General features: G+C 63.4%; 14 protein-coding genes and 1 pseudogene. 7 read left to right on the forward strand and 8 right to left on the reverse strand.

Annotation, left to right across the window (positions count from 1 at the left end; translation table 11 throughout):
- The 6 genes and pseudogenes from H7F49_RS11760 to H7F49_RS11785 all read right to left on the reverse strand — a co-directional run.
- On the reverse strand, positions 1-406 hold a 406-nt coding region (locus tag H7F49_RS11760), incomplete at its 3' end, for a helix-turn-helix domain-containing protein (protein ID WP_328806698.1).
- Between the two features lie 155 nt (positions 407-561).
- A pseudogene (locus H7F49_RS11765) lies at positions 562-843 on the reverse strand (IS6 family transposase); the annotation flags it as partial.
- Between the two features lie 67 nt (positions 844-910).
- Positions 911-1,942 carry a LacI family DNA-binding transcriptional regulator gene (locus tag H7F49_RS11770; RefSeq protein WP_185683800.1) on the reverse strand — a complete coding sequence of 344 codons (1,032 nt, stop codon included), beginning with the start codon at positions 1,940-1,942 and terminating at the stop codon, positions 911-913.
- A gap of 173 nt (positions 1,943-2,115) precedes the next feature.
- Entirely contained in the window at positions 2,116-2,766 is a 651-nt protein-coding gene (locus H7F49_RS11775; RefSeq protein WP_185683801.1) for a 2-dehydro-3-deoxy-6-phosphogalactonate aldolase, read from the reverse strand.
- The gene (locus H7F49_RS11780) at positions 2,763-3,632 is read right to left on the reverse strand and encodes a 2-dehydro-3-deoxygalactonokinase (protein ID WP_185683802.1); all 870 of its coding nucleotides are present in this window, start codon (positions 3,630-3,632) and stop codon (positions 2,763-2,765) included. Before H7F49_RS11780 ends, H7F49_RS11775 begins: the two co-directional genes overlap by 4 nt.
- A gap of 2 nt (positions 3,633-3,634) precedes the next feature.
- On the reverse strand, positions 3,635-5,185 hold the full coding sequence (locus tag H7F49_RS11785; protein ID WP_235982113.1) for a sodium/sugar symporter: 1,551 nt from the start codon (positions 5,183-5,185) through the stop codon (positions 3,635-3,637).
- Positions 5,186-5,298: 113 nt separating this feature from the next.
- Here H7F49_RS11785 and H7F49_RS11790 point away from each other — a divergent pair, with 113 nt between their 5' ends.
- Positions 5,299-6,024: a FadR/GntR family transcriptional regulator gene (locus H7F49_RS11790; RefSeq protein WP_185683804.1), complete on the forward strand. Its 726-nt coding sequence runs from the start codon at positions 5,299-5,301 to the stop codon at positions 6,022-6,024.
- 8 nt (positions 6,025-6,032) lie between these two features.
- Here H7F49_RS11790 and H7F49_RS11795 read toward each other — a convergent pair whose 3' ends face one another.
- Together H7F49_RS11795 and H7F49_RS11800 are read right to left on the reverse strand one after the other, a co-directional pair.
- Positions 6,033-6,887 (reverse strand): SMP-30/gluconolactonase/LRE family protein, encoded by an 855-nt coding sequence (locus H7F49_RS11795; RefSeq protein ID WP_185683805.1) that lies wholly within the window; start codon positions 6,885-6,887, stop codon positions 6,033-6,035.
- 7 nt (positions 6,888-6,894) lie between these two features.
- Positions 6,895-8,706, reverse strand: coding sequence for an IlvD/Edd family dehydratase (locus H7F49_RS11800; RefSeq protein ID WP_185683847.1), 1,812 nt, complete (start codon positions 8,704-8,706; stop codon positions 6,895-6,897).
- 71 nt (positions 8,707-8,777) lie between these two features.
- On the opposite strand from H7F49_RS11800, the gene H7F49_RS11805 reads away from it, so the two are divergent.
- From H7F49_RS11805 to H7F49_RS11830, 6 genes are all read left to right on the forward strand, one after another.
- Positions 8,778-9,740 carry a Gfo/Idh/MocA family protein gene (locus H7F49_RS11805; protein ID WP_185683806.1) on the forward strand — a complete coding sequence of 321 codons (963 nt, stop codon included), beginning with the start codon at positions 8,778-8,780 and terminating at the stop codon, positions 9,738-9,740.
- Positions 9,737-10,618 carry an aldose epimerase family protein gene (locus H7F49_RS11810; protein ID WP_185683807.1) on the forward strand — a complete coding sequence of 294 codons (882 nt, stop codon included), beginning with the start codon at positions 9,737-9,739 and terminating at the stop codon, positions 10,616-10,618. Before H7F49_RS11805 ends, H7F49_RS11810 begins: the two co-directional genes overlap by 4 nt.
- A complete protein-coding gene (locus tag H7F49_RS11815) occupies positions 10,615-12,867 on the forward strand; it encodes an alpha-galactosidase (RefSeq protein ID WP_185683808.1) in 2,253 nt (750 codons plus the stop codon). Before H7F49_RS11810 ends, H7F49_RS11815 begins: the two co-directional genes overlap by 4 nt.
- A gap of 246 nt (positions 12,868-13,113) precedes the next feature.
- Positions 13,114-15,579 carry a TonB-dependent receptor gene (locus H7F49_RS11820; protein ID WP_235982115.1) on the forward strand — a complete coding sequence of 822 codons (2,466 nt, stop codon included), beginning with the start codon at positions 13,114-13,116 and terminating at the stop codon, positions 15,577-15,579.
- Between the two features lie 97 nt (positions 15,580-15,676).
- Complete coding sequence (locus H7F49_RS11825; RefSeq protein ID WP_185683810.1) at positions 15,677-17,194, forward strand: tryptophan halogenase family protein; 1,518 nt, start codon at positions 15,677-15,679, stop codon at positions 17,192-17,194.
- A 10-nt stretch (positions 17,195-17,204) separates the two neighbouring features.
- Positions 17,205-18,587, forward strand: coding sequence for a putative 2OG-Fe(II) oxygenase (locus H7F49_RS11830; RefSeq protein WP_185683811.1), 1,383 nt, complete (start codon positions 17,205-17,207; stop codon positions 18,585-18,587).
- The last annotated feature ends 22 nt before the right edge of the window (positions 18,588-18,609 follow it).

Raw genomic sequence — 18,609 nt, forward strand, 5'->3', positions numbered from 1 at the left:
CGTCGGTGAACTCGGCTTTGAACTGCGCAAAATCGACCTGGGCTTGCCGCCCCGCCGGCGTTTCGAAGCGTCGCTCGAACGGCTTGATCCGGGGCGGCCGGCATGAGCGCAGAAAGTCGGTGACGGTTGTGTAGCCACCCGCGAACCCCATTGCGGTGATTTCGCGGAACAGCCGCTTGGCTGACAGGCCCGGGTACAGCGCGATCCGCTCGAGCAGGTAGGGCTCGTACGGCTCCAGCTCGCGGGGCCGTGGTGGTCTGGGTTTGTATGCCGGCGCCTTCACGCCGCCGGCCAGGTGCTTGCGCACCGTCTTGCGATCGATACCCAGTTGGCGCGCGATCGCGGACACCGACAGGCCCTGTCGTTTCAGGTCATGGATCATGACGATTTCCTCAAGTCTGATCACTCGTGGTCCCTCCCGCCGATCCGGGAAGCATAGGAGTGATCCGTGCGGGGCGTTGCCCATTCGCTCCGGGGCTAGCCCCGGAGCGAATGGGCGCTCACCTCAAACTGGGGAATTTTCGTTCGGCGCTTTTGGGGAGAATACGTCCGGCATCAACAGATCTTCACGTAGACCTCATCGAGGCCCCATTTCCAGTGGCGGAAGCCCCGCATCCGGCTGACCCGCTGGCGGCGAATGTCGGCCGCGAACAGCGGCCCAAATCTGTTCCACCAGAGCCTCACCGTCTCGTGGCAGAGATCGATGCCGCGCTCGAACAACAGGTCCTCGACGTTGCGCAGCGACAACGGGAAACGGACGTACATCAGCACCACAAGCCGAATCACCTCCGGCGAGGAGTGGAAGTAACGGAACGGATTGGCTGGTTTTCGAGGACGCGGCATGCCCCTGCCCTACCCCCGACACGGCCCTTTCGCTAGCCGGTGCAGTTCCTTTGACAATGCCATTTGATCACGCACTTCCCCGCAGAATCAGTCTAGCGGGCATCGTCTGCGACGGAACAGTCTCTCCGCGCATCCGTCTCATCAAGCAACTGGCCATTGCTCTGGCACCGTTTGCGACATCCTGCTTTATCGTGGTCAGTTGAGGTGTGGTCTGTTCTGCAACCGGGAGATCGTCGAAGCCGATAACGGCGATGTCCCCCGGAACGCTCCGGTTGCGTTCGTGCAACAATCGTATCGCCGTCATCGCAATCAGATCCGAGGCGGCAAAAATTGCGTCCGTACGCGGGTCCATGACTTCGAGCGCAGATCCGATTGCTTCTGCCATCTGGTCCGCGGAGAGTGGAACGGCATAGTGTTCCATCCAGTGCGGTGCTTGCGCCGCTTCCAAGGCCGCTCGAGCACCCGCCAAGCGTCGTTCAATCTCTAAACCCCTAGTGTCGCCCAAAAAGACAATGCGCTGCTTTCCACTGGACAGGAGGTGGTTTGCTGCAAGTTGGCCTCCCGCGAAGCTGTCCGTCCCGACAGCACAATGTGTTTGGTTTTGTCTGTAGGTGCCCCAGACCACCAGAGGCAGATAACTCGCCGCTACCCTCTCAATCGTCTCAAATTGGTCGGACTGCCCGATCAACAAAACTCCGTCCACCATACCCGAAACGGTCAGCCGGTCGAGCCAGTCCGGATCTTGGTTCGGAAGACATTTGCGGAGTATTATGTCATAGCCGCGGTCAACCAGGGTGTCTGCCAGATTGCCAAGTAGCGACATGAAAAAAGGGTCCGAGATATGTTGACCCTGTTCGTGCCCCAGTGGGATTGCAATTCCGATCACGCCAGTCTGGCCCGTCCTCAGGCCACTGGCCATCTGGTTGGGACGAAATCCATGTTCGCGGGCGAGGGCCTGAATGCGCTCCCGGGTCTCTGCCCGCACCAGGCCCTTACCGGCAAGAGCTCGTGACACAGTCCCTGCCGAAACACCGGCAAGTTTTGCAAGTTCAGCTATGTTGCGCAGACGACGGGGCTTTGGGGCAGCTTCATCGATCATCTTCGCCTCCGATAAGCGACGCCAATTCACCACGTGAACGCGCATGAAGCCTGACATCGTTGGCGAAGAAAGGCGCTGATCTCATGTGCTTTCACCTAGCTGTTGGTTTGAGGCGCGCAAGCATAGCGCCTCACGGCACAGCGCTCTGGCTACCCGAAGGCTGGGGCGAGAGGTCAACCTGCGATCTTCACTGCAGACAAGAAGGCCTCTGCCCGCGCGACGACATCTGATGCGCTCGCACCCGCACTATAGAGTGCTGAACCAATCCCGGCACCATGCGCGCCTGCTGCGAACCACTCCGCCAGATTGACAGGCGTGACCCCGCCGACCGCAAGCACCGGCACTTGGGCTGGAAGGATCGCTTTCTGTGCCTTTAGTACCATGGGACTGGCGGCTTCCGAGGGAAACAGTTTGAGGCCGGTTGCGCCGGCGCGCAGGGCAGTGAAGGCTTCGCTGGGGGTAAAGTATCCCGGCAGCGAAATCAGGTTTCGCTCGGCAGTCGTCCGGATTACGTCCGGATCGACATTGGGCGAAATGATCAGCCGTCCTCCCGCCGCTGCAACTGCATCAACGTCTGCACAGCTGAGTACCGTTCCCGCACCCACGAGAACATGGGGACCATAGCGGTCGGCAATGCGGGCAATCGACGCCAGCGGGTCGGGTGAGTTCAACGGAACTTCCAGCAGGGTGAATCCTGTCTCGACCAGTGCGTCGGCAACTGCCTCGACCTCATCGGGCCGAATCCCGCGTAAAATGGCCACCAGTGGACAGCTCGCGAGCGCTGCGGCGAGGGTATCCGCTTGCGATTGCGGGGAATGACTCATGATCGGCGTGCCTTCCACAACTGGGCAATGCCGCTGACGAACACGGCCTGGCTATCAATGATCTGGCTCTTGCCTCCTGCAATCCGAACGGCGCTTGCATAGAGACCGCCGAGCTCGGGATCGGCGATGATCGAAACCTGTTCGCCCTGATCGAAACCCACTCCGCCAACATCGTGACCGATCAGCAGCCCGGAGACGAACGATGCACTCTGCGACACAGTGCGGTGGCCCAACAGGGCTGCGGCGCGCACCCGGAAGAGGTCTCGCGGCAATCGGCCCGACAGGCCGTCCTGCACCCCGTCACGGAAGGATTGGTCGTCCGACACCGCCCCGATCAGAAACTCGGCGAGCAGGCTGTGCGATTTCAGCAGTGCGAACAATTCGCCGGTCATCGCGGTGGAGAATTGGCCGATCCGACCCTGCTCAAGCCTTGCCCACTTGCAATGGGTCCCCGGCTGGCAGAGCAGGCCGCCACCGGTGGTGAGGCCGGAGGCATGCGCGCCAAGGAACTGCACTTCCTCTCCGCGCATCACATCACCATCCGGATGGGCCAGGCCAGGGACAATCGCAGTGCGGCCTGGCTCTACCCAGGACAGGCCCGCAGCCAGCTCCCCCAGGCCAATGGGGCAAGGCAGATAGGGCACTTCAATCCAGCCCCTGGCCGAACCGACCATACCCGCTAGAATGATCGGCAGGTCACCGTACCGCTGACGGAGACTGGCGGTCTCAGACAGATAGCCCGAGCGGGGCATCGCCTTGATGCCGCGGTCGTCGCGGGCTGTTGCGAGCACCTGCCCGCCCTCGTCGAGCAGATAAACCCGGCGGTTGGTCGTACCCCAGTCGACGGCGATCAGGTGGCCGGCCATCCTCACCACCAAATGGCATACAGCGCCACGAGGATGGCGATGATCAGCGCTGCTGCGACATTGAAACCCCGACTGGTGGCGAACGATACGTCCTGCATGATGTCGCGCCGGCCGGTCTCGCTAGCGGGACGTAGCAGTGAGACGATCACCGTCAGTGCCAGCGAGGCAACAAACACGATGGACATGCGGTGCATGAATGGCACCTCGCTCAGCGTCGCGATGGGACTGAAGCGGAAGATCGCGCTGAACACTACGCTGGCCAGCGCTCCGACCAGCGCCCCAGCCTCGGTGGCCCTCCGCCAGAATAGCCCAGTCAGGAAAATGACCAGGATGCCCGGGGTCACGAATCCGGAGAACTCCTGAATATACTGGAAGGCCTGATCGAGCCCGCCGAGAAGCGGTCGCGCGGCAACAATTCCGATCAGTGTGGCGATGCAGGCGGTAATCCGCCCTACCTTCACAAGTTTGCGCTCACTCGCCCCCGTGCTGAACTTTCGCGCATAGAGATCGATCGTGAAGATCGTCGCGATCGAGTTGATCTTGCTGGCAGTGGACGCCACGATCGCAGCTGTCAGCGCCGCAAAGACCAGCCCGAGCAGACCGTTCGGCAACAACGCCATCATGGTCGGATAGGCTTCGTCCGGTTTGGCGAGACCTGGCGCGAGCAATACGGCCGCAATCCCTGGCAGAACGATGATCACAGGCATAAGCAGCTTGAGAACCGCGGCGAACACGATACCGCGTTGTGCTTCGGCCAGCGACCGTGCCGCCAGCGTGCGCTGGATGATGTACTGGTTAAAGCCCCAGTAAGACAAGTTGGCGATCCATAGCCCACCAATCAGCACGCCGAGACCGGGCAATTCCTTGTAGTGCGGGCTTTCGGGGCCGAGGATCATGTGGAAGTGCTCGGGCGTTTCGCGGGTTAGCCGGACGAAGCCGGCGGTGATGCCGGCACCGTCGCCGAGATGGGCCAGTGCGATCGCCGAGACTACCAGCCCACCGGCTACCAGTAGCGCAACCTGAACGATGTCGGTCAGGGCCACCGCTTTCAGTCCGCCCTTGAGCTGGTAGGCGAGCGCAAACAAGCCAAGCATCGCTAGCGCCAGATCCTGGTTGATCCCCGCCACCTTGGTGACCGCGATTGAGCCGAGCCAGAGGATCGAGGTCAGGTTCACAAAGACATAGAGCACGAGCCAGAACCCCGCCATGACCGTGCGGATTGTCGGGCCGAACCGTGCTTCCAGAAACTCGGGCATGGTGGTTATTTGGTTCTTGAGAAACACGGGCAGGAACACCTTGCCGACGATCAGCAGGGTGGCTGCTGCCATCCATTCGTAGGAGGCGATGGCCAACCCAATAGCGTAGCCCGATCCCGCCATTCCGACGATCTGTTCGGCCGAGATGTTGGCCGCTATCAAGGACGCACCAATAGCCCACCATGGCAATGTCCGGCCCGCCAGAAAGTAACCGGTACTGTCGTCCACTGTGTCGGCTCGTCGGCGGCTGACCCACTGCGCCAAGCCGAAGATGAACACCGCATAGGCCAGCACCATGGCAGCATCGAGTGTCGATAGATGTGTCATCCGATCCCCCGTGCAGCGCCCCTTGCCAGAGGCGTCGATTGTCTATTTATGTGATAATTCTCTAAAGTGAGACCAATTCTGTGATGGTTGCCGTGCCCGAACCTACGTCCGATCTCGGCCCGAACCTGACTTTCGGCTTGTTGAACCGTCTCGGCGCCCAAATCGTTACCGGGGCGTTCGATGGCCGGCCTTCCCCGACGGAAGCGGACATCAGCAACGCAAACGGGGTGAGCAGGTCCGTGACCCGCGAGGCGATCAAGATGTTGGCCGCGAAAGGGATGTTGAGTGCGCGTCCCCGCCAGGGAATCACGTTGCGGTCGCAGGCCGACTGGAACCTGCTTGATCCCGCCGTGCTCGGGTGGCTCTTGCAACGCAAGGTCTCGATCGAACTGTTGGCTCAGTTCAATCAGCTTAGGGTCGCGATTGAACCGGCGGCGGCGGCCCTCGCGGCGTCGAACAAGAGCCCGGATCTTCTGGCAGAAATCGATCAGGGCTATGCAAGGATGGTAGCAGCCGAAAACGGCGCCGACGACGGGCTCGATGCCGACATCGCCTTCCATCTTGCCGTGCTGAAAGCCAGCGGCAATCCCTTTTTCATGCAGTTTCGCGATCTTGTTTCGACCGCGCTGCGCACCTCCATCCGGTTCACCAATCGGATTGTCGGGCGAACTGCAGACCTTGCGGCTCATGGAGCCGTTCGAGATGCAATCAAGCGCCGCAATCCGGAAGCGGCGCGCAAGGCCATGACCGCCATTATCGGCGATGTCATGGACCTTATCGCCCAACAGTCGGACATGACGGTGGATTGACTGCATGGTCATCCGGCGAATGGCTTTTGCGGAACGCCTCGCACGCCGGGAGCGACTTCGAACACCGCGCCAGCCAGCGGTTCGTCTACACCAACGGAAGCGCTGGTAACGAAGAGCCGGTCGAACCGCTCGCCAGCAAAGCAGGGCCGAGTGACCTGGCTGGCGGGTAGACGGATCACGCGCTCACGACGGCCGTCGGGATCGAACCGACTCACACAGCCAGCTCCCCAATGGGCGATCCACAGACCGTCCTCGGCATCTATCGTCATGCCGTCGGGGCTACCCCATTCGCTCGGAAAGGTAATGTGCACGGCGCGCGGGCCCAGGCTGCCGTCGTCGTGAACGGACATCTGGTAAACCAGGCCACGGGCGCTGTCGGCGTGATAGAGCAGACGCCCATCGAGCGAATGGGCCGGGCCGTTTGCGATGCGATAGGGAGCATCGACCTCTTGCCACTGGCCGTCGGGGTCAAGCCGGAACAGCGCACCCGAATGGCCATCTTCGGCCATTCCCATGGAACCCGCCCAGATCCGGCCTAGGTGATCAGTACTGGCGTCGTTCAGCCGGTGCCCATTCGGAATGACCGGTGACGGGACCGCACTGACTCTGGCCAGCCCATCAAGCTCAAGGCGGTGGAACCCCGAACGCAGGCCTGCCAGGAAACCTCCGGCTGCTCTGGGGATAATCCAGCCGATCAGGTCGGGCATGCCCCATTCATGATAGGCGTTGGTGGCCAGGTCGTACTTGTTGACCCGCTGGCCGAGAATATCGACCCAATAGAGGGAGCCCTCTTGGGCGTTGTAGGTGATCCCTTCGCCGAGAATATCGCGCCTCAGGCGCGGCAGGATGGTCCAGTCGTTCATCGGAGCGCTAGTGACTGTCGCGGGGCAGGCCCATAGTCTGGGCGATACGCTGGTACTTCACGGCCCGTTCGATAATCGCCCCTCCGGCGAACTGCCCCGTCTCGTTTCGGGCGATTTCGTGCCACGGTGTCTGGCTTGGTGGGCCGGTGAACGGATTGGCCTGTTGCTCGGCCCGGCGCTGGTCGAGTTCCGCGGCAGACAGGAGCGCGTTGACAGTTCCCGCGCGCAGATCGACCCGGACCCGGTCGCCCGTCCGCAGCAAGGCCAGTCCGCCACCTGCGGCCGCCTCCGGTGAGGCATTGAGGATTGAGGGGCTGCCACTGGTGCCTGACTGCCGCCCATCGCCGATGCAGGGCAGGGCGTCGATACCTGCGCGGATCAGCGCGGCAGGCGGACGCATGTTCACAACCTCGGCGCCGCCGGGATAGCCGATCGGGCCGGCCCCACGGATGACCAGCAACGTGTGCTCATCGATACCGAGCGCCGGGTCGTCGATCCGCTCATGGTAGTCCTCGGGTCCATCGAAGACTACGACCCTGCCTTCAAAGGCGTCGGGATCTTCTGGGTTGGACAAGTAGCGCGCCCGGAAGTCGGGTGAGATGACGCTCTGCTTCATCACTGCCGCCTCGAACAGGTTGCCCGAGAGCACCGTCAGCCCTGCGGCAGCAAGCAGGGGCCGGGAGAACGGCTTGATCACGCGTTCGTCCTCGATCCGCGCCTCTGCGACATTGTCTGCCACGGTCCGTCCGTTCACGGTCAGGGCGGCGCCGTCGAGCAGTCCGGCGCGATAGAGTTCGCCCATCACGGCCGGGACTCCCCCGGCGCGGTAATAGTCTTCGCCCAGGTACTCACCGGCGGGCTGCAGGTTGACCAGCAGTGGCACGTCAGCGCCATGTTCCTCCCAGTCGGCGAGGCTGAGTTCGACTCCGACATGACGTGCTATGGCATTAAGGTGAATCGGCGCATTGGTGCTGCCGCCGATCGCCGAATTCACGCGGATTGCGTTGAGGAAGGCTGTGCGGGTCAGCACGTCGGAGGGTTTGCGATCGGCGCGGACCATCTCCACGATCTGGCGGCCAGTGTGCCAAGCGCTTTCAGCGCGGTCGCGATGGGGGGCAGGGATCGCAGCATTGCCGGGTAGGCTCATGCCCAGCGCCTCGGCCAGCGAGTTCATGGTTGTTGCTGTGCCCATCGTGTTGCAGAAGCCAGTGCTCGGTGCGCTCGAAGCAACCAGTTTGATGAAGCCTTTGGTGTCGATCTCGCCGGCAGCCAGCATCTGCCGTGCTTTCCACACAATTGTCCCCGAACCGGTGCGCTCGCCCCGGTAGTGGCCGTTAAGCATCGGCCCAACCGAGAGCGCGATCGCCGGGATGTTCACTGTCGCCGCAGCCATCAGGCAGGCCGGTGTGGTCTTGTCACAGCCGATCGTCAGAACCACCCCGTCGATCGGATAGCCGAACAGCGTTTCCACCAAACTGAGATAGGCGAGGTTGCGGTCAAGCCCCGCCGTCGGACGCTTTCCGGTTTCCTGGATCGGATGAACCGGGAACTCGATCGGGATGCCGCCCGCCTCACGGATGCCGTCGCGCACGCGCTCGGCGAGGGCCAAATGGTGCCGATTACAGGGTGAAAGGTCGCTACCGGTCTGGGCAATGCCGATGATTGGTCGGTCCGACTGCAGTTCCTCGATGCTCAGGCCATAGTTCAAGTATCGCTCGAGATAGAGCGCGGTCATGTCGGGTGAGGCGGGATTGTCAAACCAGGCCCGCGAGCGCAGCGGGGTGGTACCGAAGCCACGTGCATCGGGGTGGCGCAGCATTTCGTCCATGATCCAGAAGATTCCGATACAATCGATTGACTCGTATAAACGTATATATCATACAAATAAGAATGGAAGCGGGGATTGCATGTCGGGGGCGGCCGTTCAGGGTGGGCCTGGTCGGGCTGGGCAAGATTGCCCGCGACCGGCACGTGCCAGCGATTCTCGCGGACCCGGCATTCGACTTGATCGCTACGGCCAGTCCAGACGGGGAACTCGCCGATGTGCCCGGATATGCAGACATGGACTCAATGCTGGCCGCGGGTCATGATCTTGACGCGGTGATCCTGTGCACACCGCCCGGCATTCGCGCTCAGCTTGCGGCCAAAGCGCTCAGTTCCGGGATGCATCTGATGCTGGAAAAGCCCCCGGCAGCCCGTGCCAGCGAAGCCACGCCGTTGGAGCGGCTGGCGCGGGAAAACGGTCGGAGCGTGTTTGCGGCGTGGCATTCGCGTGAGGCTGCGGCCGTTTCCACCTCCCGGGCATGGCTGCAAGAGCGGTCGATCCGAGAGGTCAGGGTGATATGGCGGGAGAGCATTTACCGCTGGCATCCGGGCCAGACCTGGTTGGTATCGGCCGGAGGGTTTGGCGTGTTCGATCCCGCGATCAACGCGTTCTCCATCCTCACGCGAATTCTCCCGGAAACGCTCGCCGTCGTATCGGCCGATCTCTTTATTCCGGTGAATTGCGCCAGTCCCGTCGCAGCAAAAGTGACCATGCGGTGCGGCGAAGCACCGGTGTCTTGCGATCTTTCGATTCTGGAAACCGGGCGCCAGCAGTGGGACATCGAAGTCTGCACCGATAAGGGTACCCTTGTCCTGACCGATGGTGGGGCGGTCTGCTCGAGCGACGGACAAGGCTTCCAGCAGGATGGGCAGTCATCGGCCGATGGCGAGTATCCTCGGCTCTACCAACAGTTTGCAGGGCTTATCGCCAGCGGCACCTCGGATTTCGATCTCGGTCCGCTCAAGCTGGTCGATGCGGTGCTAGACTGCGGCACGATCCACCATGTGGCTGAGTTCGCGTTTACATGAGCGGACACGTCGATCTGCGTAGCGGGGCGATGACCTGCCGACTTTGCCCGGCGCTCGGGGGCGCGGTGCTCGCGCTGCGCTGGGGCGGCTTGGATCTCTTGCGCTCGGTCGATAGCGCATCGAACATCCTTGACGCAGCGGCATTTCCGCTGGTTCCCTTCGCCAACCGGATCGGGAATGCGTGCTTTTCATTCCGCGGATCTGACGTGGCGCTGCGCGCGGACCCGGCGGCCTTTCCCCATGCGCATCACGGAGAAGGTTGGAGGCGGGAATGGTGGACCGAAACGGCCGGCACCGATCACGCGGTCTTTGCCTACAAAGGGGGTGAGGATTGGGCGTTCGGCTGGCCCTGGCGGTACCTCGCTCGTCAACATGTAAGGGTTACTCACAGCCTGTTCTCGCTACAGCTTGAGGTCACGAATCTGGATCCGGACAGGCCCATGCCGCTAGGACTTGGCTGGCATCCTTACTTTCCGAGGAGCGCGGGGAGCGCCCTGTCGGCCCAAACCCGCGGAATGTGGGTCAATGATCCTTCGGGCTTGGCGATCCGACGTGAGCCCACCAGCCTGTTCTCGACAGCGCCGGTGCCACTCGACCTGCTGGACAGGTTGGACAATTTCTTTGTCTGCGCGAACCCCGCGATCGGGGTGAGGTGCGGTTCACTCGGCCTGCTGCTCGAAGGGCAGGGTGCAGGATTCCATCTGTTCGCACCCGCCAACGAGACCTGGTTCTGTGTTGAGCCGGTGAGCCATGCCCCCAACGCCTTCGGCCGCGGAGAGTTCGCCGAGACCGATGTGATCCAGCCCGGCCAGACCAAGCGCCAGGGCTATACTCTCCGCATCACTGACCATCCCACTGTCCAGGGAGCCGTGCAATGACCCCCGCTCTGCCTTCCTTTCGTCGCAGGCTGTCCGTTGTAGCGCTGGCTATCGCCTCGACCACAGCGCCTCAGACCTTGCTTGCAAAGGTCACCGTCGATGAGGCCAACAAGGTCTTCCGGCTCGATGGCGCCGATGTGACTTATGCGATCGGGGTGGATGAGAAGGGCTATCTGCAGCCGCTCTACTGGGGCAGTTCACTCGGCAAGGGTGAACCACTGCTAGCGAGGGCATCGAAAGAGCTCTCGGGCTTCGACCCTGCCGGGATGCAAACAGCCCAGGAGTTTGCTGGGCAGGGCGAGGGGCTGGTCACCGACCCGGGCCTCAAGGTCACCTTCAGCGATGGCAGTCGCGATCTGGTCCTCAAGTATCGTTCCTATCGTATGGACGGTCAAAGTCTCGTGGTCGAACTGGCCGACATCGAGCGTCCGCTGACGGTCAACCTGCGTTATGCGATCGATGAGCAAACCGGTGTGATCACCCGCTCGGCGACAGTAACGAACCGCGGCCGTGCGCCCATCAAGATCGAATCTTTCGCTGCGGCCAACCTTACGCTGCCCGGCGCGACCACATACCAGCTCCACTTCCTTTCGGGCCGCCATGCCGCCGAATGGTCGCCGCATGCGGTGGTGCTGTCTCCAGCGCTGACGGTGCTGGAAAGCCGGCGAGGGTCGGTAGGGCATGGCAACCAGCCGTGGCTGGCGATTTCCCGCCCCGGGCAGACCACCGAAGAATCGGGCCCGGTCTGGTTCGGTGCGCTCGCTTGGTCCGGGTCGTTCAGGTTGTCCGCCCAGACAGATAACATCGGCCGGGTTCGGATCGCGGGCGGATACAATAGCCATGACTTCGCGTGGACGCTTAGGCCCGGCGAATCCTTGGACAGTCCTCGTTTCTATGCAGGCTACAGCAGCTCTGGCCTGGGTGGAGCCTCCCGGGCATTCCATCGCTTCCAGATGGACCAGGTGATTCCCGGCGGCCGCCAAGCCAAGCTGCGGCCGGTCCTCTACAATTCCTGGGAGGCCACAGCGTTCGATGTCACGGCGGAAGGCCAGATGAAGCTGGCCGAGCGGGCCGCCAAGCTCGGGGTGGAGCGTTTCGTCGTGGACGATGGCTGGTTCGGCCAACGGAACGACGATAAGGCCGGCCTTGGTGATTGGACGGTCAATCCTGCCAAGTTTCCGCAAGGCCTCAAGCCGCTGATCGATCGGGTCCATGCTCTCGGTATGAGCTTCGGTCTCTGGTTCGAGCCTGAAATGGTGAACCGGGACAGCGCACTCTATCGCGCCCATCCGGACTGGGTGCTCAACTTCCCGGGACGGCCACGCACCGAAGGGCGCAACCAACTGGTGCTCAATCTGGCGCGGACCGACGTCCGCGACCATCTCCTGAGCGTGCTCGACAAGCTCCTGCGCGAGAACGACATCCAGTTCATCAAGTGGGACTACAACCGCAACTGGACAGAGCCAGGCTGGCCCGAGGCAGGGCCTGACCAGCAGCGGGTCTACGTCGATTACATAAGCAACCTCTACCATATTTTGGCGGAACTCAGGAAGCGACACCCGGGTCTGGAAATTGAGACCTGCTCGGGCGGCGGTGGTCGTATCGATACCGGGATCATGGGCCTTACCGACCAGGCCTGGACCTCGGACAACACCGATCCCTATGACCGACTGGCCATCCAGGATGGCTTCACCATGGCCTATGCGCCGGCCGTGATGATGGCCTGGGTGACCGACGTGCCTAACTGGGCGAATGGCCGGACGACATCGCTCGATTTCCGCTTCCTGTCCGCCATGCAGGGAGGACTGGGGATCGGGGCCGATCTCAACAAGTGGACCAGCGCTGACGACGAGACCGCGCGAAATTGGATCGAGGCATACAAGGGCATTCGCGAGACGGTGCAGCGGGGCCAGTTGTATCGCCTTGTGCGACCGACCGACGGTGCTTCACAGACGGCAACCTTTTACGTCTCGCCCGATCGTTCGCAGGGCGTGCTCTTCGCCATGCAGCGCAGCTCAGAGTGGCGCGATCAGTGGGAGGCTACCAAGCTTGCCGGATTGGATCCGGCACGCCGCTATCGTGCGCGACGGCTGGGCGGGGGGCAGCTTCCGGACGGCGTTCCGTCCGCGGCAAGTGGCGCCTACTGGATGAGTCACGGCGTTACGCTGCGCCTCCGCGGCGACTACGTGGGACTGGGGATGGTTCTTGAGGCTGCGGGCGCAGATCAGTCTGGCAATCTAAGCCATTGAATAAAAGCCATAACACGATTTTTTTCCTGGTCTTTCAGCTCCGAACTGTAGCCTAATTATCACACAAATGGGAAATCTAGAGGCAGTGTTGCAATCGTTTGTCAAATTTCGTTGAAATCGTTTGTTGCCCCTGCCATGGGGGCATGGTGTCTGGTGGTAAACCCAGATTTTTGTGGAGGGTGATGTATGAAGATGACGGCTTATAGAACCCGTGCGTCTGCCGCAGCCATTGTTATGGCTACACTTATGGCTGCTCCGGCGATAGCGCAGGACAAGCCCGAAGTGGCGGACGCTGGCAGCCTCGACGCGATCGTGGTTACGGCTTCGGTGGGCAACAAGACCAAGCTGAACAGCTCGATCTCGGTGACCTCGGTTTCGTCCGACACGATCGCTGACTTCCGCCCGCAGTCGACCGGTGATCTGCTGCGCTTGCTGCCTGGTCTCCAGCCGAACATCTCTGGCCCGGGCGGCAACGGCAACTTCGCTGTGCGCGGTCTGCCGGTCGCCACCGGTGGCGCGACCTTCGTGCAGCTCCAGGAAGATGGCCTGCCGCTGGTCCTCTACGGGGACATGCAGTTCGGCAACAACGACTACTTCACGCGCTTCGATGCGCTGACCGAGACGGTCGACGCGGTGCGCGGCGGCACCACCGCCACCCTCGCCAGCCAGGCGCCAGGCGCGGTGATCAACTACATCAGCAAGACCAGCCGTTCGGAAGGCGGCTTCGTTGAGCTCGAGAAGGGCGTCAGCTACGACTGGACGCGGGTCAACTTCCGTCAGTCGGGGAGCATCAACGACTCGACCTATTACAACATCGGCGGCTTCTACAACGTCGGCCGCGGCCCGAAGGGCGCGGATTACAACGTCTCGAACTCGTACCAGATCCGCGGCAACGTGACCAAGGAGCTGGCTGACAACAAGGGTTATGTCCGCCTGCTGTTCAAGGTGGCCGATACGCAGGAGCCGAACGACACCGGCGGCATCGCCTGCGCCACTGTCACCGGTCCCGGCGGCTGGGGAAGCAAGGTTAGCGGCATTCAGCCCTGCGCCAACTTCGACACGCGCAAGCAGTCGATCTACTCGATCAACAACGCCTCGTTCTACTATGTGGATGTCGATGGCACCCGCAAGCTGCAGCCGCTGAACGGCATCACGACCAAGCAGAAGACCTTCCAGGGCCAGATCCACTACGAGTTCAGCGACAATCTCCGGCTCGACTACAATGCCCGCTTCTCGAACATCAGCGGCGGTTTCGCCTCGGGCTTCTTCGGTGCTCAGCCGACCTCGTCGGTGATCGGGACCAAGCCCAACGAAGCGCTGCCGAACGCGGCCGTGGCCACCATCCGCTATGCCAACGGGCCGAGCGCCGGCGCGCTCTATACCAACCCGCTGATCAACACGAACACCAACGTCTACACCCGCATCCGCGATGTGGGCGGCTTCGTGAACGATCTGAAGCTGACCGGGACCTATGAAGTCAGCGACGGGATCAAGGCCAACCTGACCGCCGGCTGGTTCTTCATGAGCCAGAAGATTGCGATGGACTGGCACACCCAGAAGACCTTCAACGAGGTCAGCGGAACCAGCCCGGCCATGCTCAATCTCTATGATTCAGCCGGCGCTCTGCTCACTGCCAATGGCATCGCCGGTTATGGCAACAACTGGGGTGGCTGCTGCGCTCGGACCTATGACTACACCTTCACCGACAACGCGCCTTACCTGAGCCTCAATCTTGACGGTGGCGCCTGGCAGCTCGACGCTTCGGTCCGCCAGGACTACAACCGCGGCTCGGGTTCGGGTCAGAACAGCACCGGCAAGGTCTATTCGCTGCCGGTCACGCAGATCGATCCGTTCACCAAGAACAGCGTGACGACCAACATCGCTTACTATCTGCCCGATGCGGCGCCCGAGGTGATCAAGTACAGCAAGAACCTGACGGCTTGGTCGTTCGGCGGCCTTTACAAGCCGGCGGACAACACCTCGCTGTTCATCCGCGCTTCGCGCGGGACCCGGTTCAATGCTGACCGCATGACCTTCAACGGCTACTTCACCCCCAGTGGTGCGCTCAACAGCACCTCGGGCGCGGCGGCCGTGTCGGACATCGTCAATCAGTATGAAATCGGTCTGAAGAACGGCGGCAACCTTGCTGGCGGCCGCTACACCGCGGAACTCACGCTCTATAAGTCGAACTTCAATATCACGACTTACGAGCTGTCGCAGACCAAGTGTGGCGGTGTTGCGACGGGCTGCATCGTGGCCAACAAGTACAAGACCACGGGCGCCGAGTTCTACGGCACCTATCGGAATGGTGGCTTCACGCTGTTGACCAACCTCACCTACAACAAGGCCAAGAAGCAGCCCTCCGGCGCCAATGCGTACGTCCGCTCGGATGGCATCCCTGATCTGAGCTACACGGTCGCAGTCAACTATGATGTCACCGATACTATCTCGTTCGGCGGCAACATGACCGGTGTGACGACGACCGTCGACAATGACGGGCTGGAGTATCCGGGCGGCACTCTGTTCGGGATCAACGCCAAGTTCAGCCCGATCAAGAACCTCCAGTTCGGCGTTAACGTGGCGAACCTGTTCAACACGCTCACGGCCTTTGGTCCAACTGGCATCGCGTCGCGCAGCGGCAACAGTGCGGTGTTGAACCTGACCAGTGCTGTTGGTCGCACGGTGACCGGTTCGGCTCGCTTCAGCTTCTGAGCGATCGGCCCCGCCACGGGGCATGACCAAAGGGGAGGCGGGTCAGGACATTGCGTCCGGCCCGCCTTTCCTGTTTGGAAGGGGTGAGGAGAGGCTCATGAACATGACCGACCGCAGGATTCGCGAGGTGCTGATCGTCGGCGGCGGCTCTGCCGGGTGGATGACCGCGGCCATGCTGGCCCATGCCCTGAAGCAGGATTGCCGGATCACCCTGGTCGAAAGCGAGGAGATCGGCACGGTCGGCGTCGGCGAGGCGACGATCCCGCCGATCCGTCTGTTCAACCAGACCCTCGGGATCGACGAGCGCGAATTCATGGCCCGCACCAAGGGCAGCTTCAAGCTGGGGATCGAATTCGTTGGCTGGGGCCGCGAGGACAGCCGCTACTTCCACCCCTTCGGCCCCTTCGGCAAGGACTTCGATCTCGTCCCGCTGCACCAGTACTGGCTCAAGGCGCGCGCCGACGGGGAGACCGCCCCGCTCGACGACCATTCGATGGCCTGGCACATGGCCAAGGCGGGCAAGTTCGCTCATCCGGCGGGCGATCCGCGCTCGGTCATGTCGACCTTCGACTATGCCTACCACTTCGACGCCGGGCTCTATGCCCGGTTCCTGCGCGACTATGCCGAGGCCCGCGGGGTCACCCGGATCGAGGGCAAGATCGCCGACGTCGCGCTGAACGGCGAAACCGGCTTCGTCGAGGGTGTCACGCTGGAAGACGGGCGGGTGCTCGGGGGCGAGCTGTTCATCGACTGCTCGGGCTTCCGCGGCCTGCTGATCGAGCAGGCGCTGCAGACCGGTTATGACGACTGGTCGCACTGGCTGCCCTGCGACCGGGCCGTGGCTATGCCCTGTGATCATCCCGAGGGCGATCGCAACCCCACCCCCTACACCCGCTCGACCGCGCGCGAGGCGGGCTGGCAGTGGCGCATCCCGCTGCAGCACCGCGTCGGCAACGGCTATGTGTTCTGCAGCAGTTTCCTCGAGGAAACCCGGGCGGGCGAGCTGCTGGCGAGCCGGCTCGACGGCAAGGCCCTGGCCGATCCGCGTGCGCTGCGCTTCACCGCCGGGCGGCGCAAGCTGCACTGGAACCGCAACGTCATCGCGGTGGGGCTCGCCTCGGGCTTTCTCGAGCCGCTCGAATCGACCTCGATCCACCTGATCCAGGCGAACATCTCGAAGATCCTCGCGCTGTTCCCGGACAAGGATTTCGATCCCGCCACCCGCGACGAGTTCAACCGCGTCGCCCATGGCGAGATGGAGCGGATCCGCGACTTCATCGTCCTGCACTACAAGCTGACCCAGCGGCAGGATTCCGAACTGTGGCGCTATGTCAGCGCGATGGCCATTCCCGACACGCTGCAGCTCAAGATCGATCACTTCCGCCGCTATGGCCGGCTGACGGCGCGCGAGCTCGACCTGTTCGCGCCGCCCTCATGGCTGGCGGTCCATGTCGGGCAGAACAACCTGCCTGTAAGCCACGACCCGCTGCTCGACTATCGCGGGATCGATGCGCGCGACTGGCTGGCGCGGCTGCGCGGGACCATGGCGAGCGAGGCCGCCCGGCTCCCGCGGCATGCCGACGTGCTGGCCCGCCATTGCGCCGCGGCGGCGTAAGCCTGCGGGGATGAGCGCCGAGGCGCTTCGTTGGCGCGATCAGGCGCGGGCGCTGCGCGGCGCCCAGCGCATGGTCGAGGCCGACCAGGCGATTGCCCGGGCCCGCGTGCTTGCGCCGGGCGATCCGCTGATCGCCTTTCTCCACGCCCAGTCGCGCTACGAACTGGGCCACCCGTCGGCGGACCTGTTCGGCCAAGTCTGCCGCCTCTGGCCGGACAATCTCGACGCGCTGCGCAACCGGGCCCTGGCCGAGGCGAGCGAAGGCCGGCCCAAGCGCGCGTGCGATCTGCTGGCTGCGGCGCTGGAGCGCCAGCCGGGTTGGGCCGAGGGGCACCGCGTGCTCGCCGCGCTCGAATGGGTGGCGGGCAACCGCGCTGGCTTCGATGCGTCCTATGCCCGCGCGGTTGCGGCGGAGCCGAACAATCCCGCGCTCTGGCTCGGCTGGTTCGCTGCCGTGGCCCAGCTGCGCGACTGGCCGCGCGCGGAGAGCGTGCTGAGCCGCGCCGAGGCGGCGCTCGGGTCCTCCCGCGCGCTGACCGAGGCACGGCTGTTTCTCGCCACGGAGCGCGGGGATGATGCCGCGGCCGAGCGCCTGCTGGCGCTGACTGCGGACTGGCCGCAGCCCTTCGTGCGGATCGCCGCGATCCGCCATGCCCTGCGGCGCGGACAGCCCGAGCGCGCGCTGGAGATCGCCCTGCTGCTCGCCCGGACCGACCCCTGCTCGCCACTGGCCGGTCAGGTCTGGCCATATGTCTCGACCTGTTGGCGCCTGCTGGACGATGAACGGGCCGGCTGGCTCGATGGCGCGCCGCCTTTCGTGCAGGATGCCGCGGTGGGGCTGACGGCGCTTGAGCTGACCGATCTCGCCGATCTGCTGCGCGGTCTCCATGCCTTCCAGCTGCCCTATGCCGAACAGTCGGTCCGCGGTGGCACCCAGACCGATCGATCGGTCCTGCTCCGGCACGAGCCACTGCTCCAGCGCACCCGCGAGGCGCTGCTGGCCGCCGTGGGCGACTATGTCGCGGGCCTGCCCCCGCCCGATCCGACCCATCCCCTGCTCGCCCGCCCGCGCGACCGCCTGCTGATCGCCGGCAGCTGGTCGGTGCTGCTGGGTCCGGGCGGGTTCAACGTCGCCCACTCGCACCCGCGCGGCTGGATCAGCAGCGCCTTCTACGTCAGCCTGCCCGGGCCCGAGGCGATGGGCCCCGCCCCCGCCGGCCATTTCCAGTTCGGCGCCCCGCCGGCCGAGCTGGGCCTGGACCTCGCTCCCTATGCGACCATCGCGCCGCGCGCCGGCCATCTGGTGCTGTTCCCGTCGACCCTGTGGCACGGGACCGTGCCGTTCGAGGCCGGCGAGCGGCTGAACCTCGCATTCGACGTGGTGCCCGGCTGAGAGGGCAGGCAGGGTCGGTGCC

It is taken from the genome of Novosphingobium aerophilum, from assembly GCF_014230305.1.
In the GTDB taxonomy this organism is placed as follows: domain Bacteria; phylum Pseudomonadota; class Alphaproteobacteria; order Sphingomonadales; family Sphingomonadaceae; genus Novosphingobium; species Novosphingobium aerophilum.